This window comes from Kitasatospora sp. NPDC088779 (genome assembly GCF_040685395.1).
Classification (GTDB): Bacteria; Actinomycetota; Actinomycetes; order Streptomycetales; family Streptomycetaceae; genus Kitasatospora.
In genome coordinates this window covers 172,882-195,381 of record NZ_JBFBHW010000003.1, presented here as the reverse complement: position 1 = coordinate 195,381, position 22,500 = coordinate 172,882, and the positions used below count along the sequence as shown (strand labels likewise).

At 72.8% G+C, this 22,500-nt stretch carries 23 protein-coding genes and 2 tRNA genes; 12 read left to right on the top strand and 13 right to left on the bottom strand.

Going from position 1 to position 22,500, the window contains the following annotated elements:
- Window positions 1–33 precede the first annotated feature (33 nt).
- From AB0P03_RS03945 to AB0P03_RS03935, 3 genes are read right to left on the bottom strand one after another with little or no spacing between them, the layout of a single operon-like run.
- The gene (locus AB0P03_RS03945; RefSeq protein WP_363627741.1) at window positions 34–1,473 is read right to left on the bottom strand and encodes an MFS transporter; all 1,440 of its coding nucleotides are present in this window, start codon (window positions 1,471–1,473) and stop codon (window positions 34–36) included.
- Entirely contained in the window at window positions 1,470–2,324 is an 855-nt protein-coding gene (locus AB0P03_RS03940) for a glycerophosphodiester phosphodiesterase (RefSeq protein WP_331744803.1), read from the bottom strand. The genes AB0P03_RS03945 and AB0P03_RS03940 overlap by 4 nt, the downstream gene beginning before the upstream one ends.
- A 48-nt stretch (window positions 2,325–2,372) precedes the next feature.
- Window positions 2,373–2,741 (bottom strand): hypothetical protein, encoded by a 369-nt coding sequence (locus tag AB0P03_RS03935; protein ID WP_363627740.1) that lies wholly within the window; start codon window positions 2,739–2,741, stop codon window positions 2,373–2,375.
- 109 nt (window positions 2,742–2,850) lie between these two features.
- On the opposite strand from AB0P03_RS03935, the gene AB0P03_RS03930 reads away from it, so the two are divergent.
- The 3 genes from AB0P03_RS03930 to AB0P03_RS03920 all read left to right on the top strand — a co-directional run bounded on the left by AB0P03_RS03930 (window position 2,851) and on the right by AB0P03_RS03920 (window position 6,335).
- Window positions 2,851–2,922 (top strand) — tRNA-Gln (locus AB0P03_RS03930).
- Between the two features lie 3 nt (window positions 2,923–2,925).
- Window positions 2,926–5,310: a hypothetical protein gene (locus tag AB0P03_RS03925; RefSeq protein ID WP_363627739.1), complete on the top strand. Its 2,385-nt coding sequence runs from the start codon at window positions 2,926–2,928 to the stop codon at window positions 5,308–5,310.
- 338 nt (window positions 5,311–5,648) lie between these two features.
- Window positions 5,649–6,335, top strand: a complete 687-nt coding sequence (locus AB0P03_RS03920; protein ID WP_363584422.1) for a triacylglycerol lipase — start codon at window positions 5,649–5,651, stop codon at window positions 6,333–6,335.
- Window positions 6,336–6,721: 386 nt separating this feature from the next.
- Here the strand turns inward: AB0P03_RS03920 and AB0P03_RS03915 are convergent.
- Window positions 6,722–6,792, bottom strand: a tRNA-Cys gene (locus AB0P03_RS03915).
- Window positions 6,793–6,986: 194 nt separating this feature from the next.
- Here AB0P03_RS03915 and AB0P03_RS03910 point away from each other — a divergent pair.
- On the top strand, window positions 6,987–7,799 hold the full coding sequence (locus tag AB0P03_RS03910) for a hypothetical protein (RefSeq protein WP_331744814.1): 813 nt from the start codon (window positions 6,987–6,989) through the stop codon (window positions 7,797–7,799).
- A gap of 118 nt (window positions 7,800–7,917) precedes the next feature.
- On the opposite strand, the gene AB0P03_RS03905 is transcribed toward AB0P03_RS03910, so the two are convergent.
- Window positions 7,918–8,577, bottom strand: coding sequence for a polysaccharide deacetylase family protein (locus AB0P03_RS03905; protein ID WP_363584418.1), 660 nt, complete (start codon window positions 8,575–8,577; stop codon window positions 7,918–7,920).
- A gap of 290 nt (window positions 8,578–8,867) precedes the next feature.
- Window positions 8,868–9,791, bottom strand: coding sequence for a hypothetical protein (locus tag AB0P03_RS03900; protein WP_363627738.1), 924 nt, complete (start codon window positions 9,789–9,791; stop codon window positions 8,868–8,870).
- Between the two features lie 510 nt (window positions 9,792–10,301).
- Between AB0P03_RS03900 and AB0P03_RS03895 the strand changes: the two genes are divergently transcribed.
- A complete protein-coding gene (locus AB0P03_RS03895; protein WP_363584414.1) occupies window positions 10,302–11,330 on the top strand; it encodes a serine hydrolase domain-containing protein in 1,029 nt (342 codons plus the stop codon).
- A 432-nt stretch (window positions 11,331–11,762) separates the two neighbouring features.
- The gene (locus AB0P03_RS03890; RefSeq protein WP_363627737.1) at window positions 11,763–12,851 is read left to right on the top strand and encodes a hypothetical protein; all 1,089 of its coding nucleotides are present in this window, start codon (window positions 11,763–11,765) and stop codon (window positions 12,849–12,851) included.
- Between the two features lie 61 nt (window positions 12,852–12,912).
- Here the strand turns inward: AB0P03_RS03890 and AB0P03_RS03885 are convergent, their stop codons facing one another.
- Window positions 12,913–13,710: a DUF2785 domain-containing protein gene (locus tag AB0P03_RS03885; RefSeq protein ID WP_363627736.1), complete on the bottom strand. Its 798-nt coding sequence runs from the start codon at window positions 13,708–13,710 to the stop codon at window positions 12,913–12,915.
- 154 nt (window positions 13,711–13,864) lie between these two features.
- Between AB0P03_RS03885 and AB0P03_RS03880 the strand changes: the two genes are divergently transcribed.
- Window positions 13,865–14,392 (top strand): nuclear transport factor 2 family protein, encoded by a 528-nt coding sequence (locus AB0P03_RS03880; RefSeq protein WP_363627735.1) that lies wholly within the window; start codon window positions 13,865–13,867, stop codon window positions 14,390–14,392.
- A 25-nt stretch (window positions 14,393–14,417) separates the two neighbouring features.
- Here AB0P03_RS03880 and AB0P03_RS03875 read toward each other — a convergent pair whose 3' ends face one another.
- A complete protein-coding gene (locus AB0P03_RS03875) occupies window positions 14,418–15,284 on the bottom strand; it encodes a ricin-type beta-trefoil lectin domain protein (protein ID WP_363627734.1) in 867 nt (288 codons plus the stop codon).
- A gap of 178 nt (window positions 15,285–15,462) precedes the next feature.
- On the opposite strand from AB0P03_RS03875, the gene AB0P03_RS03870 reads away from it, so the two are divergent.
- From AB0P03_RS03870 to AB0P03_RS03860, 3 genes are all read left to right on the top strand, one after another.
- On the top strand, window positions 15,463–16,596 hold the full coding sequence (locus AB0P03_RS03870; protein ID WP_363627733.1) for an acyl-CoA desaturase: 1,134 nt from the start codon (window positions 15,463–15,465) through the stop codon (window positions 16,594–16,596).
- A gap of 71 nt (window positions 16,597–16,667) precedes the next feature.
- Window positions 16,668–17,843, top strand: a complete 1,176-nt coding sequence (locus AB0P03_RS03865; protein ID WP_363627793.1) for a glycosyltransferase family 1 protein — start codon at window positions 16,668–16,670, stop codon at window positions 17,841–17,843.
- A 37-nt stretch (window positions 17,844–17,880) separates the two neighbouring features.
- Window positions 17,881–18,795, top strand: a complete 915-nt coding sequence (locus tag AB0P03_RS03860; RefSeq protein ID WP_363627732.1) for an alpha/beta hydrolase — start codon at window positions 17,881–17,883, stop codon at window positions 18,793–18,795.
- On the opposite strand, the gene AB0P03_RS03855 is transcribed toward AB0P03_RS03860, so the two are convergent.
- A complete protein-coding gene (locus tag AB0P03_RS03855) occupies window positions 18,740–19,240 on the bottom strand; it encodes a carboxymuconolactone decarboxylase family protein (protein WP_363584402.1) in 501 nt (166 codons plus the stop codon). The genes AB0P03_RS03860 and AB0P03_RS03855 overlap by 56 nt on opposite strands.
- 234 nt (window positions 19,241–19,474) lie before the next feature.
- On the opposite strand from AB0P03_RS03855, the gene AB0P03_RS03850 reads away from it, so the two are divergent.
- Window positions 19,475–19,903, top strand: coding sequence for a DUF732 domain-containing protein (locus AB0P03_RS03850; RefSeq protein WP_363584455.1), 429 nt, complete (start codon window positions 19,475–19,477; stop codon window positions 19,901–19,903).
- 148 nt (window positions 19,904–20,051) lie between these two features.
- On the opposite strand, the gene AB0P03_RS03845 is transcribed toward AB0P03_RS03850, so the two are convergent.
- From AB0P03_RS03845 to AB0P03_RS03830, 4 genes are all read right to left on the bottom strand, one after another.
- A complete protein-coding gene (locus AB0P03_RS03845) occupies window positions 20,052–20,249 on the bottom strand; it encodes a hypothetical protein (protein ID WP_363584400.1) in 198 nt (65 codons plus the stop codon).
- A 253-nt stretch (window positions 20,250–20,502) separates the two neighbouring features.
- The gene (locus AB0P03_RS03840) at window positions 20,503–21,009 is read right to left on the bottom strand and encodes a DUF6328 family protein (RefSeq protein WP_363584399.1); all 507 of its coding nucleotides are present in this window, start codon (window positions 21,007–21,009) and stop codon (window positions 20,503–20,505) included.
- A 91-nt stretch (window positions 21,010–21,100) separates the two neighbouring features.
- Complete coding sequence (locus AB0P03_RS03835; protein WP_363584397.1) at window positions 21,101–21,487, bottom strand: hypothetical protein; 387 nt, start codon at window positions 21,485–21,487, stop codon at window positions 21,101–21,103.
- A 181-nt stretch (window positions 21,488–21,668) separates the two neighbouring features.
- Window positions 21,669–21,878: a hypothetical protein gene (locus AB0P03_RS03830; protein ID WP_363584395.1), complete on the bottom strand. Its 210-nt coding sequence runs from the start codon at window positions 21,876–21,878 to the stop codon at window positions 21,669–21,671.
- A gap of 308 nt (window positions 21,879–22,186) precedes the next feature.
- On the opposite strand from AB0P03_RS03830, the gene AB0P03_RS03825 reads away from it, so the two are divergent.
- On the top strand, window positions 22,187–22,489 hold the full coding sequence (locus AB0P03_RS03825) for a hypothetical protein (protein ID WP_363627731.1): 303 nt from the start codon (window positions 22,187–22,189) through the stop codon (window positions 22,487–22,489).
- Window positions 22,490–22,500: the final 11 nt, after the last annotated feature.

Genomic DNA, 22,500 nt, shown 5'->3' with positions numbered 1-22,500 from the left:
CGGCGACCGATTGAGCGCCCCCGGCCGGGGACGTCAGAGCCGTTCGGGAACGGGATTGCCGACGGCCTCGATGGCGCGGCGGACGGGGACCTTCAGCAGGAGGACGAAGCCGATGAGGAAGAACACCAGCAGGGAGATGATCGCCGAGCGGTAGCTGCCGGTGATCTGGTAGGCGAGGCCGAAGAGCAGCGGGCCCATCCAACTGGTGCCGCGGTCGCTGACCTTGTAGACGCTGAAGTACTCGGCCTCCCGGCCGGCTGGGATGAGGTGGGAGAACAGCGAGCGGGAGAGCGCCTGGCTGCCGCCGAGCACCAGGCCGATCATGCAGGCCAGGACGAAGAACCAGACGGGCTGGTGAGCGGGAATGAAGTACCCGAGGGCGAGGGTGGCCACCCAGCCGACCAGGGATCCGAGGACGGTCCGCTTGGCGCCGTAGCGGCGGGCGATCCGGCCGAGGAGCAGCGCGCCGCCGATCGCCACGATCTGGACCAGGAGCACGGCCGCGACCAACGAGGTCTGGTCCATGCCGAGTTCCTCGCTGCCGTAGAGCGAGGCCTGGGAGACGACGGTCTGGATGCCGTCGTTGTAGCAGAGGAAGGCGCCCAGGTAGAGCAGCGTGAGCGGGTACTGACGCATCCCGCGCAGGGTGCGGGCGAGTTCGCGCAGGCTGCCGGCGGCGGGCCGGTCCGGCGCAGCCGGGGTACGGCCGGACACGACCGGGGTGCGGTCGGGGGCCGCGCCCGCCCGGGAGGGCAGCCGCAGCATCGGGACGAGCGTGAACAGCGCCCACCACAGGCCGGCCGAGGCCAGGCAGATCCGCACGGCGGTGCCGGAGGACAGGCCGAGCGCGTCGTGGCCCTGGAACAGCGCCAGGTTGGCGATCAGCAGCAGTCCGCCGCCCGCGTAGCCGTAGGCCCAGCCCTTGGAGGAGACCGCGTCGCGCTCGTCGGGGGTGGCCAGGCCAGGAAGGTAGGCGTAGGAGAGGGCGACCGACACCGCGTACGCGATGTTGGCGACCACCAGCAGTGCGCCGCCGAGGAGGTAGCGGTCGCCGTCGAGGAGGAACATCCCCATCGTGGCGACCGCGCCGACGTAGGCGAAGCCGCACATCAGCTCCTTGTGCCGCCCGGTGCGGTCCGCGACCGTGCCGGTCAGCAGCATCGCCGCGACCGAGAGCAGCACGGAGAAGGAGACCGTGTACGGGAAGAACGACCCGGCGCGCACCGACAGTCCGAGCGGGTGCACGTCGCCGGCCGCGTCGGCGGCGTTCTTGGCGACGGTCGTCAGGTACGGCCCGAGGAACACCGTCAGGACGGTGGCCGAGAAGGCTGCGTTGGCCCAGTCGTTGATGTACCAGCCGAACCGTATCCGGCGCAGGGCGCTGTCATCGGCGGCGGCCGCCTCGCGCTCCGGCGGGCCGTCCGGCAGATCGTCCGGGAGACGGTCCGGCAGGTTGTCCGTGGTGCTCGTCATGGGGATCCCATCACCGTGCTGGAGCCGGTGCTGCCGTCGCTCCAGCAGCCGCGCTCGCCGAGGACGTCCCGCAGGACGTCTATGCGATCGGCCATGATGCCATCCACACCGAGGCCGAGGAGAGCCCTGATCCGTGTGGGATCGTCCACAGTCCAGACGTGAACCTGGAGGCCGAGGCGGTGGGCGGCGCGCACGAAGGCCCGGTCGACGACCCGGACGCCCCGGTGCCGCTCGGGCACCTGCGCGCACACCCCGGCGAACGGCGCCCCGGCGAACCGCGACCCGAACCGCGACCCGAACTGCGCCCAGGAGCGCGCCCCACGCCCCCGCAGCAGCGGCCCGGCCAGCGAACGCAGCCGCAGCCGGGCCACCTCGCGCGGGCCGAGCGAGGTGGCCAGCCGGGGGCCCGCGGCGGCGCGGACGGCGGCGAGGCGGCTGTCGGAGAAGCCGCCGACGCAGACCCGGTCCCAGGCGCCGGTCCGACGGATCGTCTCGACCAGCGGCCCGACGGCGGCCGCCGCCTTGACGTCGACGTTGAAGCGGGCCCCGGGGAACGCGTCGAGCAGGTCCTCCAGCAGCGGCACGGGTTCGGTGCCGCCGATCCGGGCCTGCCTGACGGTGTCCCAGGGCAGGTCGGCCACCGCACCGGTGCGGTCGGTGACCCGGTCGAGGCGGGTGTCGTGAAAGGCCACCAGCGCGCCGTCGCGGGTGGCGTGCACGTCCGTTTCGAGGTAGCGGTACCCCAGGGCGACGGCGGCCGCGAAGGCGGCGAGCGAGTTCTCGGGGTGGCCGAGGTCACCGCCCCGGTGTGCGAAGGCGAGCGGCCCGGGGTGGTCGAGGAAGGGGTGCATGTGGTGCTCCGAGCTGCTGGGATGCGCGTTACAGTATTACGCACCCTGTCAAGCAGTAACGCCGGTACCGCCGGTACCGCCGGTAACGCCAGTAGTCCCATCAGTGCCATCAGCACCAGCAGTACCGCTACCGCCCGGATCGTCGACGCGGCGCAGATCGTAGAGGTACGACCTGCCAGCCTTCCAGCTGCGCCAAGGGCCGAGCGGAGGGATCAGCTCCTGGTCGCCCGTCCGCCCCGCCAGCGGCCCGGAGTTGGCGACCCCGTCGGCGCCGACGGTGCACCAGCCCCGCTCCGGCAGCCACCGGCACCATACGTCCAGGTCCACCCGCCTGTACGACGGCCTGCCGTTGAACACGCCGTCCGCGCGGAAGTGGTACACCAGACCGTCCAGGCGGCGAACGAACTCGATCGACACGACGGCTCCCCCCATCGGACACCCGAAGGGCCAGGCTACGCCGCGAGCCCGGCGGAGACAGCGAAAGTGCGTTGCACGGCCGCCGACCTGACGCATAGGCTCACGCCATCGACGTGTAGCTCAGCAGCAGAGCACCGGGCTCTGGACCCGGAGGGCGCAGGGGCGGCACCTGCCACGTCGGCCTATGGACGACGACGCTGACCAGCAGCACCCTACCGGGGCCGGGATATCCGCGCACTACCCGCAGCGCCAACTGGCCCTGGCCCGCGCATTCCTGACCTCGACGGCCCACCCCGACGACAACTCCGGCACCGACTCCCACGCCGAGAACTGGCGCAACGCCGAGGCCCGGGTCGCCCGCTGGCGCGCCGTGCTCGCCGGGATCGCCGACGGCCGGCTGGCCATCGGCTCGCGCACCCCGGTGGCCGGGCTGCCCGCCTGGGTGACGCCCGAGGTCGTACGGGGCGGCTTCGCCACGTCCGCCGCGAGCGCCGAGGGCCCGCTCCAGCCGTACGAGCACGAGGCTGCGGCCCTGGCCGGGGTGGCGGCCGAGCGCGGGGCGCTCTTCGCGTACTGCCTCACCGAGCCCGGCCTGTCCCGGCTGTACGACCTGCTCGACAGCGGCGGCTACGAGGCCGCCGTGCCGGAGGAGGCGGCGCTGCTGACGGTGGCGTGGCTCGCGCGGGCCGGGGACGCGGCCGGCGCGCTGGAACTCGTCGACGTCCTGGAGCCGTTCGCCGACCGGCTGCGCTTCACCCCCCGGCCGTCCGCGCTGCCCGCGCCGGACGCCGAGGCGGTGCACCGGCGCACGGTCGGCGACGCCGTCACGACCCTCACGGGCCGGCGGCCGAACGCCGCCGTGGAAGCGCAGCGCGAGGCGCTCACCGTCTGGCAGCCCTTCGGCGACCAACTGCTGGCCCACTGGCTGGAGACCGCCGAGGCCGGCCGGGTCCTGGAGCGTACGCCCGACAGCGCCTGGACGGAGCGCGGCGCGGTGCTGCTCCGCCGCTACGAGGAACTCGCCGCGGCCCACACCCGCTGCACCAAGCACCGCGACCCGAAGGAGAACCTCGGCATCCTGCGCGGCGCCCTGGCGGAGACCGCCGCCGGCCGGCCGCTGGACGCGCGCCGCCTCGGACCGCTGCGGCACGCGGTGGCATCCATGGTGCGCCGACGCGGCCGGCCGGGCTCCGACCGGCACACCGAACTGCGCACCCGCCAGGCCGTGCAGGCGGCCCAGCCCTCGCACCACGACCTCGCCCAGCTGGTACTGCGCCGCCTCTCCGGGCTGCCCCAGGAGACGGGCGTGGCCGACGTGTCCCCGCTGGTCGCCGACGTCTCGGCGCGCGAGGCGCACGAGGCACACGCGACCCCCGCCGGCCACACCACCCGTCTCCCCGCAGGCACCCCGGTGCCCGCAGCGATCCGACAGGTGGTGGAAGCCGCGCTCAGCGCCCCGATCGACACGCTCGTGGAGCGCGGCATGGTGCCCTCGGCCGAGGTCCTGGCCGAACTGGTCCCGCAGCTCGTCGCCGTGGCCGGCGCCCAGTCCTACCCGGACGAGGCACTGCGCACCCTGATGGCGGCGAACTACCGGGCGTTCCGCAACCGCCGCTCGCTGCTCCTGAGCGACCTCACCGGGCAGGTGCGGGTCGACGAACTGCCCTGGGTACGGGCCGTGGCCGCACACCGCGTCGGCGAGGACGGCCGCGCACCCGCGCGTACCGCGCTGCGCCGGCTCGGCGAACTGGCCGTACAGGCGTTCCCCGGCACGCTCCTGCCGAACGCGCTGGTGCGCGAACTCGGCGTGCTCGCCCGGCAGGCCGAGCTCGACGCGCCGTTCGTGGAGGAACTGGCGGCGGACATCTTCACGGGCACCTTCACCCCGAAGTACCTTGCGGCGGCCCGGGCCGCCGCGGACCTGCTCGGTGGCACGCTGTACGAGCGCTACTACGCCATCGACTACGCGGCCGTCCACGACCTCGCGACCGCCGAGGCGGGCAAGGCAGACAAGGCGGGCAAGGCAGGCAGGGCGAACAAGGCCCCGGCGCGAGGCCGACGCCCCCGCTCCTCCCCCGGGTTCACCGAGCTGTGCGCGCAGCGCGCCGAGGTGTCCGGAGGATGGTCGATCGCGTCCAACGGGAAGATCATCGAGCAGGCCCAGATCCTCACCACCCACAACCTGGCCACCCTGGTCACCCGGGTCGGCATCAGCCCCGAGCCGGGCTGGGACGACCTGGCCTGGCGCAGCTTCACCACCGTGTGCCGCGCGACGGCCCGGATCCACGACAACCTGCGGCCGCTGTCCACCATCAAGGACGCGGCGTACGCGTGGCGCCAGCTGGTGTTCCACCTCTCCCTGTGCGAGCCCGCCGCGCAGGCCCGGGTCATCGCCGGACTGCGGGGGGAGGCCGCCCGCCACCCCGCCCACGTCGCGGCCCGTCTCGCCCCCGCCCTGGCCGGCCTGCGCCAGGCCGCCCGCGGCGGCGCCGCGGACGCGGACGCCGGGCGCCGTCTCCTGGGCTGGACCACAGGACCGCACTGGCTCCACCCGGCCCCCAGGACCTGACCACCCGCGCACCGCCCAGGCCGAACCCGCCGCCGCCAAACCAGGAAGCCGTCGGCGCCGGCGGGTTCGGCTGGTTGGGCGGCGACCCGAACGAGCTCCAGCAGGTCGGCCGTCCGGTGGGGTGGTCTTCGTCGGTGGGTGGCTGCTGACCGAGGACGGTCCTCGAACGAGTGCGACCCGCGCCCACAAATCACCCGATCGAGTGAAGGTCGAACGCTCTCCGCCAATTCGGCACCCCGTCGCCGATGATGCGCTTGGCGCGACACGGGGGCACCCGCCATCCTGCGGGCGCCCCCACGATCCGTGCCGTCCATCCGCCGACGAACCTCGGAGCACACATGCGTCGCCCCACCACCGCCGCCGCAACCGCCCTGACCGCCGCCATAACCGCGGCCCTGCTGACCGGACCGGGGGCCGCCGTCCCGGCCCACGCGGACACCGCACACATCCCCGTCATCCTCATCCACGGCCGCAACGCGGACCCCGGAGTATGGGGCACCCTGATGACCGGCCTCCGTTCGAAGGACGTCCCGGCCTTCGCCTGGGGCTACGACACCTCCCGGTCGACCAACGAGGTCCTGGCCGGCGAACTGACCCAGTACGTCGACAACGTTCTGAGCCAGACGGGCGCTGCCAAGGTGAACATCGTCGCCCACAGCCTGGGCAGCCTGCCGAGCCGCTGGTACATCAAGTTCGGAGGCGGCAACCAGAAGGTCGCGAACTGGATCTCCCTGGCCGGCCCCAACCACGGCACCTCCCTCGGCTACCTCTGCGCCCTCTGGGACCAGGGGTGCAAGGACATGACGCCCAACTCGTGGGTCATCAGCCACCTCAACCAGGACACCGAGACCCCGGGTCCCACCCGGTACACGACCTTCTGGTCCCCCAAGGACGAGCAGATCTCCCCGACCACCAGCACCAAGCTGAACGGCGCCACCAACATCGAGACGGACGGCCTCAAGCACAACGACTTCCTGACGAACCCCGACGTCCTCGACAAGGTCACCGCGATCCTGACCAGCTGACACACAGCCACACCACCGCCCCGGCACCACCGGCCACCCGCCGTGTACAGATCCTCGGCGCGGTGGCCGGCCCCGCCGCGACAACGGCGCGACGAGCACATCTGCGTCGCCTCCCGGTCAAACCCGTGGGCGGCCGCCGGTGGCGGGGCCTCCTCGAAGGTGACCACGGTGTGGCGGACGTAGTGCGCGAAGATCTCGGCCACGGCGTTCAGGTCGGCCGGAACCGCCGGGCGGATCACTGACTCCATGGCGTCCACAACGGGAGAGTGTGGGCCGCGCTGCGCGGGCCACCGACTCGGGCCGTCGGCCGCGGCTCTCCGATAAATCAGAGCGCGAACCCGGACAATCCATGGACCAGGAATACGGGCGAAATCGCCGGAAAGAAAAGGTGGAGATAGGAATCGAACCCATCTAAACGGCCCTGCAAGCCGTCGCCTCGCCACTCAGCCACTCCACCGCGGCAACGAGGGAAACATTACACGCACATGAACGGGGATTACCCGGCGACGCCGAGCTTTCACTCCAGAAGACCCTTAATGCGTTTAGTGCTATTTCTCTCGACATGGTGTCGACAGGGTCCGGCGGGCCAGCGCGGAAAAGTCGCGGTGCGCTAGCCTGTGCCGATATCTCCGACCCGATGGGATTTCACTGATGGCCGTCGAGGAATCATGGTCCACCCGTACCACGGAGCTGCGCTGCGGAACCGCTGCGAACCGGTGCCAGTACAAGAGCCTCCCCCTGCGCGACCTTCCCCCGCTCGGTGTCGTGCGCCGCGCCCGGATCGTCCGCGAAGGCCTGCGTGAGCGCCGCGCCGCCGTCCCGACGCCCGGCCGGCCCTCCCGCTTCACCGAGGGAGACTGGGTCCGGGTGAAGGACGAGGCCACGGTGCGCGCCACCCTCGACGCCAAGGACCGCCACCGCGGCCTGTGGTTCACCCGCAGTCAGTGGTCGTTCTGCGGCGGCGTCTACCAGGTCGAACGCATCGTGCGCCGCATGATCGACGACCACTACCGCGTGCGGCGCCTGTCCGGCACCGTCGCCCTGGCCGGCGCCACCTGCCACGGCGCGGACGGGGCCCAGGGCTGCGGACTGGACTGCGCCCTGCTGTTCCGCGACGAATGGCTGGAGCCCGCCCCCGCGCCGGTCCCCGCCGCTCGGCCCGCCGCCCTCTGGGCGACCGTGCGCAGCCTCCCGGAGATCCACGCCACCCTCGACCCCGACGGGCGGCTGGACGGCGTCCCCTTCCAGCCGGGCATGGAGCTCCACGCCGACACCCGCCACAGCGCCACCGAACTGCGCCACCGCTCCCTCGCCTGGTGGCAGCACCCCACCAAGGGCCGCTGGTTCATCCTCAACGGCCTGCGCTGCGGCGGCGAGCCGCTCGCCACCGGCTGCGACCGCCGCTGCGCCCTGCTGTGGCACGAGTCCTGGCTGCATCTGGAACCCGCCGCCACCGCCCACTGACCTTCCGCCACCGCCCGCCGCCCGCCGACCACCGCCCTGCCGGGCACCGCCCTCCGCGGTGCCCGGCAGGTTTTCGTCGCCGGCAGGTCCTCGCCGGCCGCCAGCGCCGCCAGCGCCGTCAGCGCCGCCAGCGGTCGCGCACCAGCTTCGCGGCCAGGTGCAGCGGCCCGTCCCGGTCACCGACGTAGCAGCGGGGAAGCGCGTACACCCCGCTGTGGACCCCGGGGCTGACCGCGCACCCGTACCCGTAGCCGGCTCGCGCCACCGCTTCCACCGCGGCGGCGTCGAGCGAACCGTACGGGTAGCAGAACCCTTCGACCGCCTGCCCCGTCAGGTCCTCCAGCACGCGGCGGCTGTCGGCGACCTGGGCTGCCAGCTCCCGCGCGCCCAGGCCCGCCAGCCGCCGGTGCGTCAGCCCGTGCGAGCCGATCTCCAGCCCGGCGGCGGCGGCCTCGTGGACCTGGCACGCCGTCATCAGCGGCTTGCGCGGACCCTGCCGGTCCCAGTCGTTGTATCCGCCCAGCCGGTCGGCCACCACGTAGACCGTCGCCGTGAAGCCGTACTCCGCCAGTGCGGGCATGGCCTCCTCCACGAAGTCGCGGTATCCGTCGTCGAAACTCAGCCCCACCATGCCCGCCGCGCCACCACCCCGGTGCGAGCGCATCAGGGCGCCGACCGACACCCCGCGCAGCCCGCGGGCGGACAGCCAGCGCAGCTGGCGGCGAAAGCGCGCAGGGTCGACGGTAATCAGATAGGGATCCTCACTCGTTGACGCCACCGAGTGGTACATCAGCGTCCACGGAAAACGCCCCGCACCTCCACCGGCCGCTTCTTCCGGACTGTTGCGTGGTCGAATGATTCGCATGTTCTGCTCCAGCTGTCCGGCGGCACCGCCTGTGCAGGTGGCCTTCAGGGAAATTGCATTCTGGCAGCGTCGTACCCGGCTTCCATTCGCGCCAGGCGACTCCGCCCCATTTCACCCGGATGCCAGCCCAGAAGTCGCCCGACGAGTGCCCGGCCCGCACGGCCCGAATACCGGTTCCGCCCCGTCCGGAACCGGCCGACGTTTCACCTGGCCGCGACGGCGGCCGGTGCCCGTGCGGCGGCTCTGGCGGCATCGAGCGCGGCCCGGACCCGCGCCGCGCCTGCGGAGGCGATTCCCGTCGTGCGGCTGTCGTCCGCAGGGCGGCTGACGAGGCCCGCACACGCGCGACAGATGCCGGGTTGGGGGACGGGGTCGTGGCACTGGGCGCACTCGGCGTAGCCGGCCGCTGCGGGCCGTGCGGCGGCCCGGACGGGCGGCATCTTGCGCTCCAGGCGGTAGCGGAGCACCGCGACCGCCGAGTACACCGGGGCGGGCAGGCCCGGCAGCAGGGCCCGGGCGAGGTCGGCGGGTGTGCTGCCGCGCTCCAGCCACTGGGCGACCAGGGGCGCGAGTTCGCGTGCCTCGGCCTCGCCCAGGCTCAGGCGCGGTTCGGGGCGGATGACCCGGAACAGGGTGGCGACCGCCTCGCGGAGCCGTTCGTCCGGCGCGTCCTTCTCGGAGTCCCCCTCCCGCCTTTCCGCCCCCAGGGCGGCGCCGGGCTCTCCGGACTGCCGGGAGGGGAGGGAGGGTTCTTTCACCGGGTTCTTTACCAGGGCGTCAGCGCCGCCGGTGGTCCCTTCGCCGGGGGCCGGACGGTTGGCACCCGGCGGCATCAGCTGCGGGGTGTCGTGGACGTGGGTCTCGGTGATGATCGTGCCGTCGGGCATCCGGATCTTCTCGACCCGGTAGAAGCCCGCCTCGGCCAGCTCCTTCAGCGCCTTGCGAATGGCGCAGCGCCCCTGGGGGCTGGTGTCGGCCATGTGCCGGCCGTCCTCGCGCCAGCCGTCCGGGCGGGAGAGGAGGTCCGCGAGCAGACCGCGAGCGGTGTAGGACAGCCGCCGGTACTGGAGCACGGTGTTGGGCAGCACGGTGAAATCGCGCACGTGGGCGCTACGATGGACGCGCATCGGGAGGTGCTTCTCCTGTTGCCGGGCCCCGGAGCGTTGGCGCGCTGCCGGGGTCACCTATTTGTGGTTAGGTCACGGAACGTACCACAACTATCTGACACACCAAGCGTGTTGACGCCAGCGGCCGGATCATATTCAAATCCTCCCGCCGACGGCCGGCACGAAGTGCGGCCAGGACCACCGAGGCCTTCCACGGCTGGACCCGGAAAAGGGTTCCATGACGGCCCCGACCGGGGGTTATCCCCCTCTCGCATGGGCCCGCTGCCCGGATGGATCGGTGGATCTTGAACACCCAGGCTGAAGGCATACGAATTGCCGATGCATCCGGCAGGGTGCACAAGGAGGGTTCCCCCATGACCGATCGTTCTCGCCCGCTTCGACGTGCCCGCGCCTCGTCGTCCGGGCCGGGGCGAGGCATCGCGATGGTGGTGGTGACGGTCGCCACCGGTCTGGCCGTGGGAGGCGCTCTGCCCGCGTCCGCGGCACAGCCCCGCGGCTCCGGGTGAGGTCGTGCGGCAAGGCCTGGACCGCCTGGTGCACGAGGACAAGTACCCCGCCGCCCTGGCCTCCGACCTCGGCCGCGACGGGCGCACCCGCAACTACGCTGCCGGCGTCGCAGACTTGAGCACCGGGAAGAAGGTGCCGGTCGACGGGCAGGTACGGGCGGGGAGCAACACCAAGGCGTTCACCGCCACGGTCGTCCTGCAACTGGTCGACGAAGGCAAGGTCGCCCTCGACGCCCCGGTCGAGCAGTACCTGCCGAACCTGGTGCGCGGCGAGGGCATCGACGGCCGCCACATCACGGTACGTCAGCTGCTGCAGCACACCAGCGGACTGCCTGACTACGTCGACTTCGTGGGCGACCTCGTCGGCACGGAGCGCCACACCTACCTCCAGCCCCGAACCCTGCTCGACCTGGCGCTGGCGCACAAGGCGCTGTTCGCCCCCGGGACCAGCTGGGCGTACAGCAACACCAACTACCTCCTGGCCGGCCTGATCATCGAGAAGGTCACCGGCCGTCCGCTGGCCGAGCAGATCACCCACCGGATCATCGAACGCATCGGACTGCGCCACACCTACTTCCCCGGCGCGGGCGACGAGGGCATCCGGGAAGCACACCCCCAGGGCTACTACGCGCAGCCCGGGGGGCCGTTGGAGGACGTCACCGAGTTGGACCCCTCCTGGTCCTGGGCCGCCGGGCAGGTGATCTCCACCCCGAGCGATCTGAACCGATTCTTCTCCGCCCTCTTCGGCGGCAAGCTCCTGAAGCCCACACAGCTCGCCCAGATGCGGACCACCGTCGAGGTCCCCGGCGGAATGTGGCCCGGTGCCCGGTACGGGCTGGGAGTGACCAGTACGCCGCTGAGTTGCGGCGGCCTGATGTGGGGGCACGGCGGTGACATCCCCGGTTACCAGACGCGCACCGGCGTCACCGATGACGGCCGCGCCGTCACGGTTGCCGTCACCGCCGACACGGCGCCCACCAAGCAGGGCCCCTCCGATGTCCTGGCCCTCCTCGACGCCACCCTGTGCAGGTGACGGCCGAGGCTCCGTAGTGAGAGTGGCCGTGGTTGGCGTCGCCCAGTTCCAGGATGGCGTCGGTGGTCGCGGCGACTCTCAGAACCCCCTGCACGCGCCGCCGCCCGAACTCACCGGTCCCAGGAGAAGAATTGTCCGGCAGTCCCAACTCCATTGCCAGCAGTCCGCCGACGGCCCGCCGCCCACCGATCGGCCCGCCCCGATCGCCCTCAACCGCTTCGCCGAAACTCAGGGTGCGGCGGCGCGTCGGCGGCTGGTTCGGCCACTGCTGCGTTGACCGTCAACGACGAGTGCGCGCAGAGCACACTGCGGAGCCGCACGGCAACTACGGTTCTTGCACGGCGAGAAGGCCGAGTCCGCGGAATCCCGGTTGCCGCCCCTGCACGTTCGCTCGGGGGGAGCCGAGGGATCCTCAGCGAAAGGAAGCCCGAAGTGCACCGGACAACTGCTCACCCGCTGCGACGGACGACGGCGTTGCGCCGGGTGGGGAACACGATCGCGGCCGCGATGGCCGGAGGCGTCCTGCTCCTGGCCGCCCCGGCCCCTGCCGGGGCGGTGGAACTGGACTGGCGGGGCGTCGGCGTCAGCAGCCTGTCCTACATGAAGACGGTGACGGTCAACGGCAACACCTACGACGTCACCAGGGGCCTCGACAACGGCATCTGGTTCCGGTTCAACAACGGCGCCTGGCAGCCGCTGGGCGGCTTCCAGGCCCAGAGCTACTACTCCCCCGCCATCGTGCAGTGGCAGGACCGTGTCATGGTCGCCCACCAAGGGGTGGACAACCAGATCTACTGGACCGCCGTGCAGAACCCGTCCGCGAACCAGTGGGAGCCGTGGCACCGCATCGAGGGTGACGCCGCCGCCTGGGGCGGCATCTCCCTGGAGAGCCTGGGCAGCACGGTGCTCTTCGACTGGGCGGACGTCAACGGCCTCTACCGGATCACCAGCGTGCACACCCGCCCGGACGGCACCCGCTCGCAGACCGCGATCAGCTTCCCCAACAGCCAGTGGCACGTGGGGCCGCAGGGAAGCGGCACGACGGGCACCCGGCGACCGAGCCCGATCATGACCTGGAACGAGGCGGCGGGCGGCGAGATGGAGCACATCTACCTGGTCGGAACCGACAACCACGTCTGGCAGATCTGGCGCAACCCCGCCACCGGGGCGACCGGAACCGCGAGCCAGGTACCGGGCGGGGCCGTGTGCATCTCCGGGGTGTCGGCCGCGCGGATGGGGTACCAGGACTACACCGTCGCCCCGGGCGACCCCCAGTACGCCAACCAGCGCCGGCAGATGCTCGCCTGCATCGGGGCCGACGGCTACGTCTGGACCAACACCTCCTCCACCGGCGGTGACACCTGGGACGGGTGGCGCCAGCCCGCCGGCGCCCTGGCGCCGTCGACGGACACCCCCGCGATCAACGCCACCGTCAACGAGTTCAGCATCGACATCAACTGGAACGGAGCCCGCAGCGGTCTCTTCCCCGACCACGCGATCGTCGAGAAGAGGATCCGGTAGCGGGACGAGGGCACCGGCGGGCGACGGCGTGGAGGCCCGGACGGCTCGCGGCGCGGGGCTGTCAGCCGACGGACTTCGCGTCGTCCGCCAGTACTTCGACGAGCCGCCGCTTGACCGCGTCGCGATGCGGGACCTGACGAGGCGGCTGCCCCGGCTGCGGCGGGACGCCGAGGTCGGTGAGGAGGTAGAGCATCCGCAGGGTGCGCAGCGCGTTGGACACGTATGTCGGGGTGGTGCCCCGGGCCACGGCCCGGAAGTCGGCGCCGATGTCGTCGAGCCAGGCGACGGACTGGTCCGCGGTGAGCTTCGGGTTGGTGAGGGTCAGCGCGATCGCACGGGCGAGCCGGTCGTCCTCCCGTTCGGCGTACAGGTAGTCGGTGGGCGCGAGGAGCCGGGCGGTCGCGAGGTCCAGCATCTCGACCGGTTCGACCTCGCGGTGGCAGCCGAGGGCACCGAGCAAGTCGGCGCCGTGCGCCACCGCGTGCAGCCAGCCCAACTGCGCGTCGTGGCCGCGCAGATCGCTCTCTGCGGGGTACCAGCGGACGAACGCGTCCAGCCATTCCTGCCGGAGGTCCCCGCGGCTGACGATCATGTCCAGGACCAGCGGCGCGAACGTGCGGGCCTGAATCGGCGAACCGGCCGCGAAGCGGGCCGCCATGTCATCGCCCAGGCGGAGCCGCCGGTCGCCGTCGATGACGTCGCGCTCGATCCAGGTCCGCAGCACGACGTACGGGTAGCCGTCGCGCACCTCCGGGTCCGGATCCCGCAGGCACTCCGCCAGTTCTGCGGTGAGCTCGTCCAGATCGCCGCCCGGGGGCACCGCACATGCGTCGGAGTAGATCTTGTACCAGTCAGTCACGAGCAGCGAGGCTAGCCCGCCACGGACGGCGTGACCAGCGATTATCCGGATCCGCCCGCTGCTGTGACCAACAGTGCCGCGGGACGTCGGACGCCCATCGCCCCGGCCTCCCGCCCCCACTCCCCCGTCCACGTGGCGCCTGGCCGCCGTCACCGTGACGACCGCGCTCGCCGTCCTGGTGTTCTCGAACTCCTCGGCGTACGCCGAGGCGCCCGGTGAGAGCAGCAGGTGGGCCGACGAGGTCGAGGACGACGTCCCCGTCGCGGCGAGCGGCATCATGGGCGAGGCGCGCGCCGACGACAGTGACCTCATCCAGGTGTGGCGCGGGGCCGACGACGCCGACACGTACCTGTCGCTCGACCACGGGCGGCCGATCACGCTCGCCGGCCAGACCAACGCCCGCCCGCAGGTCGTCTACGCCGACGGCACCCCGCGCACCCAGCACGTCACCACCAACCTCCCCGTCGAGGTCGACGAACCGGCGGGCACGGCCGTCGCGCGTTCATACGTCACCGCCCTCCAGGCCCTGCCCGGCTTCTCCTTGCAGCCCATCGCCGCCGCCCGCTACCACGACCGCTTCGAACTCCGGCGCGGCCAATGGCAGTTCGCGGAGCGCCGGGTCCGCCTCACGCTGGTCGGCGACGTGAGCCGCCACCTGCGCCAGGCCGCCGCACCCCGGTAACCCCCAACCTCACGGGACAGGAAGGCTAGGCATCCGTCCGCACGACCGCGGTGAGGGTCTGCTCAGGGCTGCCGTCGGCGGGCCGTGCGGTCACCGGGTCCCCGTTGCGCCCCGCGGTGCTGGAGGTGAGCGCCCAGCCGGCGGGGTTGACCACGGCCCGGCGGGCACCGTCGTAGCTCCACCGCTGGGCCGCGGAACCGTCGCAGGCGGCGCGCACCACCTGGCCGCCGACGGCCGCGGGTGCGGCCAGGCACTCGTTGCCCTGGGCGGTGTGCAGGCTGCCGTCGCGGGCGAAGACGAAGAGCTGGTTGGCGTTGGGCGTGGTGGCGCAGCGGTAGCTGATGGCGCCGTTGGTGCCGCCGCGGTCGAGGCAGGCGCCGTTGGCGAACCGGAGCGGCCAGCGGGCGGACTGGCCGAGGCCGAGTTCGGTGAGCAGGGTGCCGTCGGGCTGCTTCCGCTGGCGGATCATGTCGTCGCAGGCGCCGCTGGTCGAGGTGCCGGTGTTGGTGGCGGTGAGGGTGCCGCCGTTGCCGGTCATCGGGCCCCAGCGGTTCTCGGAGTACGCGTTGTCGTCGCAGACGTAGGCGGGCCTGTTCCAGTCGAAGTACTCCACCCAGCTGTTCCAGTCGTGCTTGATCTGCTGCGACTCGGGGAGCAGGACCGAGCCGAGGACGAAGGAGGTGCCGGCGGTCTCGTCGGTGACGGTGGCCGTCACCCAGTGGGTGGCGGGGTCGATCCGGACCTGGAAGGCGTACGTGTGGCCGGTGACCGGGCGGCCCTGGTTGACGGTGCTGTTGGCGCACTGGAGGTGCTGGCCCTCGCCGGTGCTGTTCCAGCAGTGCGAGCCCTGGGTGCCGTCGGCGCCGAACGGGCGAGCGGTGATCGGACGCACGACGGACCAGCCGGGCCCGCCGCCACCCGATCGGGCCACCTCCGGCCGCGACACGGCGAAGCGCCGAGACAACGGCGGTTCGGATGCGGAAGGCTGACGCCACCCTGCCCGGGGCCTCGCGGCGCGGCGGGAACGAGCGACCGGAGCGACCGGAGCGACCCGAGACCGGAATGGTGGCATGACCGTTCAGGACACCCCGCCCACCGGGACCACCCGGCGCGGCGACTTCGCCGAGCTGCACCGACGCGTCTCCGACGCCGGTCTGCTGCGCAGGCGTCCCCTGTACTACGCAGGCCGGAGCGCCGCGCTGTTCACCGCCCTGGCGCTGCTCCTGGCCGGGTTCGTCGCGCTCGGCGCGAGCTGGTGGCAGCTGTGCATCGCGCCCCTGTTCGCCTTCGTCCTCGGCCAGTTGGCGCTGCTGGGGCACGACGTCGCCCACCACGCGGTGTTCGCCGGCCGGCGGGCGACCGACCTGGCGGGCATCGTGCTGGGCAACCTCGTGGTCGGCATGAGCTACGGATGGTGGGTGAGCGACCACAACCGGCACCACGCACACCCGAACCGCGAGGGCCACGACCCGGCCGCGGACTCCCTCCTCTTCGCCCGGACCACCGAACAGGCCTGCCGGACAAGAGGGTTGAGGCGGCTCGCGGCCAGGTACCAGGCGGAACTGTTCTTCCCGCTGCTGTCCCTCCAGGCGCTCGGGCTGCTCGTCGCCACCTGCCTGACCCTGACCCGCGGCACCGTCCGGTACCCGGCCCTGGAGCGCACGCTCGCCGCGCTGCACTACGCCCTGGCGGTGGCCCTCCTGGCCGTCGTCCTCGCACCGCTCCAGGCGCTGGCCTTCGCCGTACTGTTCGGTGCGGTCCTCGGCGTGTACCTGGGGTGCATCTTCGCGCCCAACCACAAGGGCATGCCGATGACCGGCCCGGACGCGGAGCGCGCCGACTTCCTCCGCCGGCAGGTGCTACCGTCGCGCAACCTGCGGGCCGGCCGGTTCGTCCACTTCCTCTTCGGCGGCCTCGGTTACCAGATCGAGCACCACCTCTTCCCGGCCATGCCGGTGGCGGCACTGCGCCCCGCCTCGCGCATCGTGCGCGACTACTGCGCCCAGATCGGCGTGCCGTACAGCGAGGCGAGCCCGGTCGCCTGCTTGCGGGAGATCCTGCGGGACCTGCGGGCCGTCGGCCGCTCGCTCCCCGGCGACCCGGCGCAGTCGGGCCCGCCGACCCGGCCTTCCGCTCCAGAGCCGACCCGGCCGACCGCCCCAGAGCCGCAGGCCGCGCCCGAAGCGGGGGCGGCGGTACGGTGAGCGGAGTCCTGTCCGGGCCGGCGGCGCGCACCGCGGACGGCCCGGCCCCCGGCGGCGAACGGCTCCGCGTCCTGATCGTCACCGAGTCCTTCGCCCCGCAGCTCAACGGTGTCGCCCACAGCGTCCTCCGGACCGCCGAACACCTCGTCGCCCGGGGCCACACCCCGGTGGTGGTGGCACCCGCCGTGCGGGCACCGGCCGCGCGGGCCGCGCGGGCCGCGCGACGGCACGCGGGCGACCTGCGCCGCGATCGGGCGTACGGCTACGAGGTGGTCCGCGTCCCGTCGGTGCCACTGCCCGGCTACCCGGAGGTGCGGGTCGCGCTCCCGGGGCGCGGGGTGGCCGACGCCATCGAGCGGCACCGCCCGCACGTGGTCCACCTGGCCAGCCCGTTCGCGCTCGGGGCGGTCGGCGCCGCGGCGGCCGACCGGGCGGGGGTCCCGTCCGTGGCGGTCTACCAGACCGATCTGGCCGCCTACGCCAGGACCTACCTGCCGGCGCTGGGCGCGGCCGGGCCCCTGTTGGCCTGGTGGCGGCTGCGACGGGTGCACTCCCTCGCCGCGCGGACGCTGGCACCGTCGCGGGCTTCGCTGCGCGCCCTGCTCGCGCACGGCATCCCCCGGGTCCACCTGTGGCCGCGCGGCGTCGACTGCGCACGGTTCCACCCCCACCACCGCGACGAGACCCTGCGCCGGCGCCTCGGCCGCCCCGGAGACGTCCTGGTCGGGTACGTCGGACGTCTGGCGCCGGAGAAGCACGTCGACCGGCTGGCGGAGGTGTCCCGGATCCCGGGGGTTCGGCTGGTGGTCGTCGGCGACGGCCCGTGCCGGGCCCGGCTGGAGGCCGTACTCCCGGACGCGGTCTTCCTGGGCCTCCGGTCCGGGCACGAACTCGCCCGGCTCTACGCCTCGTTCGACGCCTTCGTCCACGCGGGGCCGTTCGAGACCTTCGGCCAGACCCTCCAGGAGGCCATGGCGAGCGGGCTGCCCGTCGTCGCCCCGGCGGCCGGCGGACCGCTCGACCTCGTCCGCCCGGGGCACACCGGGTTCCTCGTCCCACCCGGCGCGGCGGACGGGTTCCGGGAGGCCGTCGAACGTCTCGCCCGCGACGACGAACTGCGGGCGGCGTTCGGGCGGGCGGGCCGTGCCTCAGCGACGCAGCGCAGCTGGGAGACGGTCGGCGACCGCCTCGTCGAGCACTACCGGCTCGCCCTCACCGAGACGGCCGGGCCACCCCTGCGCCGCTGAGCAGGCCGGCGGACCCGCCCCGAAGAAACGGACCACCATGCACCACCCCCTCGCCGCCGAGTACGTCCGCAGCCCCGCTCCGGCCGCCGGCACCGCCGTCTTCCTGCACGGACTGGGCGGCTGGACCCACAACTGGGCCCACCTGATCGACCTGCTGCGGACCTCGGCGCACTGCCTGGCCCTCGACCTCCCGGGCTTCGGAAAATCGGCACCCCCGCCCGACGGCGACGTCACCGTCGAACGCCAGGCCGCGGCCGTCGCCCGCCACCTCGACCGGACCGGACACCACCGCGTGCACCTGGTCGGCAACTCCCTCGGCGGCCTGATCGCACTGCGCCTCGCCGCCCAACGGCCCGACCTGGTCGCCACCTTGACCCTCATCTCGCCCGTGCTGCCGACGTTCCCGCCCGCCCCGGCCCTGCGGGTGGCCCTGCTCGGCCTGCCGGGCGCGCCACGACTGCACTCCCGCCTCCTGGCCGCCCAGAGCCCCGACCGCCAACTGGACGACCTCTACCGCCTCATCTACGCGAACCCCGCCCTCGTCGGCACCGAACAGCGGTCGGTGGAGGCGCGCGAGCGCCGACGCCGCGCCGAACTGCCGTACGCACAAAACATGCTGGCCGAAGGTGTGCGCTCGGTGGTCCACGCGTTCCTGCGACGGGGCGAGGCCTCCGCCTGGCACCTGGCGCGCCGCGTCACCGCCCCCACCCTGCTCGTCTACGGCCGGGACGACGCCCTCGTCCCCTTCCGTACGGCGCCCCGGGCCTACGCGGCCTTCCGCGACGCCCGCCTCCTCACCCTCCCCGGCGTCGGCCACGTCGCCATGCAGGAACGGCCGGGCCCCGTGGCCACGGCGATCCGCGCCCTGATCACCGGGTCGAGCCCGCGCGGCGCCGTCACTGTGCCGGAATCGCGCGCACCGGGTGCTTGCTCAGGATCGACACGCGGTTGAAGGCGTTGATGGCGATCGCCACCCAGATGACCGCGGAGATCTGGTCATCGGTCAGGACCTCGCGGGCGGCGCCGTAGGCGGCCTCCTGCGCGACGGCGTCCGACGGGTCGGTGGTCACCTCGGCCAGGGCGAGCGCGGCCCGCTCCTGCGGCGTGAACAGTTCGGTGTCGCGCCACGCGGGCAACGTGCCCAGGCGCTGCGCGGTGTCACCGGCCTGAAGAGCGGCCCGGGTGTGCACGTTGAGGCAGTAGGCACACCCGTTGATCTGGGACACCCGAAGATTGACCAGCTCCACCAGCCTGCGGTCCAGCCCGGCCTCCGCCGCCCCCACCCCGGCCGCCTCGGCGGTCGCCCGCAACGCCCGGTAGGCCTGAGGGCTCTGCTTGTCGATGAACACCCGCCGGCGCACCGGGGCCGCGGTCACATCGGTGGTCACATCACTCACGGGAACTCCTCTGGCGGATCAGCAGATCAACGGATCACTCGTGGCCGGCATGTCACCGCACCATCATAGTTGAAATTGAAACCACTTTGGAAGGCGACCGCCCGGGAGGCCGCAACATGACCGTCATCGAAACCGACCCCGCCGACCCACGAGACCGTCTCCGGATGGGACTTTCGCATGTCACAGGCCCTGTGGTACCTCTGATGATCACCAAATGTCGGTCAAGGGGTGGGAATGGACAAGAAAAAGATTCTGATCGGATGCGGGGCGGTGCTCGCCCTCGGTGCCGTCCTCTCGCTGTTCGAGGACAAGCCCGATAAGGCGACTGCCGAAGCGAAGCCGTCCGCGAGCTCCCCGGCGGCCCCGGGTCAGCAACCGGCCGACGAGGCCCCGAAGCCGACGTCCGCGATCCCCTCGCCGGACTCGGCGCAGACCGTCGCCCTGATGGCCGCCCTCAAGGCCGTGGACCCGGGTCTGGTTGCCAAGCAGGACCGCGCCGTCTCCCGAGCCCGTAACACGTGCCTGGACGCGCGCGAGAACAAGGACGCGGCGACGGTTCAGAAGAACACCAAGTCACGGTTCGAGGGCGGCACGGTGCCGTCTCTGACGGACGACCAGGCCGCACAGATCGTCGCCGCGGTGAAGTCGACGTTCTGCGGCTGACCTGTGCCGTACAGGCCCCGTCCAGCACCGGGCGGGGCTCTGCTGCGGCGAGGATTGTCGGATAGATCAGTTCATCATGAGCACCCGGTGATGCCAACGGGCGTTCAGAAACCCCGCCCGGTCACGGCCGGGCGGGGGTCGGCACCGGTCAGGGGGCCTGGGTGTCGGCTGCGGGTGGGGTGGGCGCGTCGTCGGCGTCGTCGGGCTCGTCGGCCTTGGCGCGGACGTCCTTCGGGGTGGGCGCCACGATGTTCCGTTCCTCCGCGGACCGCTCCCGTACGGTGTCGTCGCCGTCCCGCGAGGCGTCGTGCTCCGCGGGGGTGGTACCCGTGTCGTGCGTGCTCATGGCGTAGCCCTTCTCATCAGGTCAGTCGGCAGATTCGGTGCGCTCTGGGGGCGGCCTCACGGGCCCGGTGGTTGCTTCCTGCTCGAACCGGCGGGCCTGGCCTCTCCTCCTCGGGGTTGCCCCGGCGTCTACCCCGAACGTCGGTCGCGACGCGTTCGCACGGCCTCGGAGATCCGGTCGGCGGGCCCTGCCGTTCCTGGCGCCGCTCCGGCCACGACGCCACGACGGGATCCGGACCCGTGCAGGACCGGCGCTAAGGAGCCGTCCGGCGGGCGGCCGTGCGCCGCAGCACGATCTGGGGCAGGACGAGCCAGGTGGTGGTGAACCAGAGCAGGACGGCTGCGCTGAGGACCCAGGCGGCGACCGGGTTGCCGGTGGCGGTGCGCAGCAGGAGCAGCAGGGCGGCGGCGATGGTCAGGGCCAGGGTGACGAGGCCGGTGGCGATGAGGTGGCCGGCGACGTGGATGAGTTCGGGTTTCATGCCGCGGCCGGCGAGGAGGCGGTGGAAGGCCACGGGGGCGACGAGCGTGCCGGTGGAGAGGGCGCCGAGGATGACGGTGGCGACGTAGAGGTCCTTGTCGAAGTCGGGCAGGCCGGAGAAGCGCGGGGTGAAGGCCACGCTGATGAGGAAGCCGAAGAGGATCTGCGCGCCGGTCTGGCACACCCGCACCTCCTGGAGCATCTCGCTCCAGAGCCGGTCGGCCCGTTCCTGGGGCGTCTCGTCCCTGCCCCCGCCGGGCGACTTGTCGTCCTTCAGCACGGTTTCGTCTCCCTGTGCGCGGATGCGCGGGTGCGCGATGCGGGCAGGTCGGCAGGCCCGCAGGTCGGTGCCGGCCCTTCGGGCCGCCGGGTCAGGGGCGGTCTTCGTGGTGGCCGCAGAGCCAGGCCAGCGCTTGGTAGGCGCCCAGGGCGTACGCGGCGTTCGCGCTGTCGTCCGCGCCGTCGCCCTCACCCGAGGCCGAGGCCAAGGCCAAGGCCGAGACGTCGCGCAGACGGACGGCGGCGGCCTGGCACTCGGCCAGGAGCTGCGCCCGGCACGGCCCGGTGGCGCCGAGCGCGGCGGCAGCGGTGAGGGGCGCCGCGACCTGGGCGCCGGCGGCCCATCGGTAGGCCCCCAGGATCCCGTGGTCGAAACCGGTCCACGGCTGCGGGCGGCCGTTGGCCGCCTCGATCGCGTCGAACACCTCGTCCAGCAGGCGCACCCCTACCGCCGGGATCGTCGTCTCGTCACTGGTCATGCCCGCAACCTACGTCGCCCGGACGCGGCCCGCCCCCGGGCGCCCGGTCCGTCCCGGGGCCGGCCGGACGGACGCTGGGCAATCGGGTGAACCCCACGACGGCCGCCGAGGTGGCGCCGGTGGGTCCGGATCAGGCTCGGAGCGCGGTGCGCAGCGCCGGGACCGGGTGGCGGCGGACCACTCAGTCGCCCGTTGCGGGCAAGGCGATGCGGCGCACCTGTCCGGCTTCCAGCTCGACGACGACGGCCAGCACCGGGCGCAGCCAGCGCACCATCGACCGCGCGCCCGGATGCGGCTTTCGCAGCCGCCCGGCGACGGGCGATCCGAGCTCCGCCCGCTCCTGCCCGGACAGCTCGCGCGTCACCAGCCGCCGACCGTCGACGAGCACCACCAGCAACCGCCCCGGCTCGCCTGGTTTGCATGGTTTGCCCGGTTCGCCGACGGCCCCGACCACCCAGCCCCTCACCGCAGCCCGCCCGGACACCGTTCCAGCGCGGGCGGCACGATCATCGACGGACTCCTTCCGTGCACGAGGTGTGATCACCCGAGCATGGCAGCAGGCCCCGACGGGCGCGATCCATGCGGTCGTCGGTCCCGCCGCTCTTCCAGGCGGAGCCGGGCCGAAACGGGGCAAGGGTGCTCGCCTCGAAAGGCCCACCCCCGGATGTGGGTCCGCCGGCGATGGCCGAGGCTCGGTGCATGGCATCGATCATCGTGCTCTTCGAGCTGGAGCCCGACGGGGCCATCGGGGCCATCAGCGCGGAAAGTGCGGAAGATGCGGAAGATGCGGAAGATGCCGAGCCCGCCGTGATCGCGGTGCACGCCGCCGGGGCCGATCCCGACGTGCCCGAGGACCCGCAGCCGTACACGCTGTGCGGGCTGGAGACCGGCCCGATGGAACACACCCACTACCGGCCGGTCCGGCCCGGCGAGCCCTGGTACCCGCCCACGCTCGCCGACCAGCGGTGCCAGGAGTGCGAGCGCGCCCTGCGTACGCAGTGACCGCAGTGCCC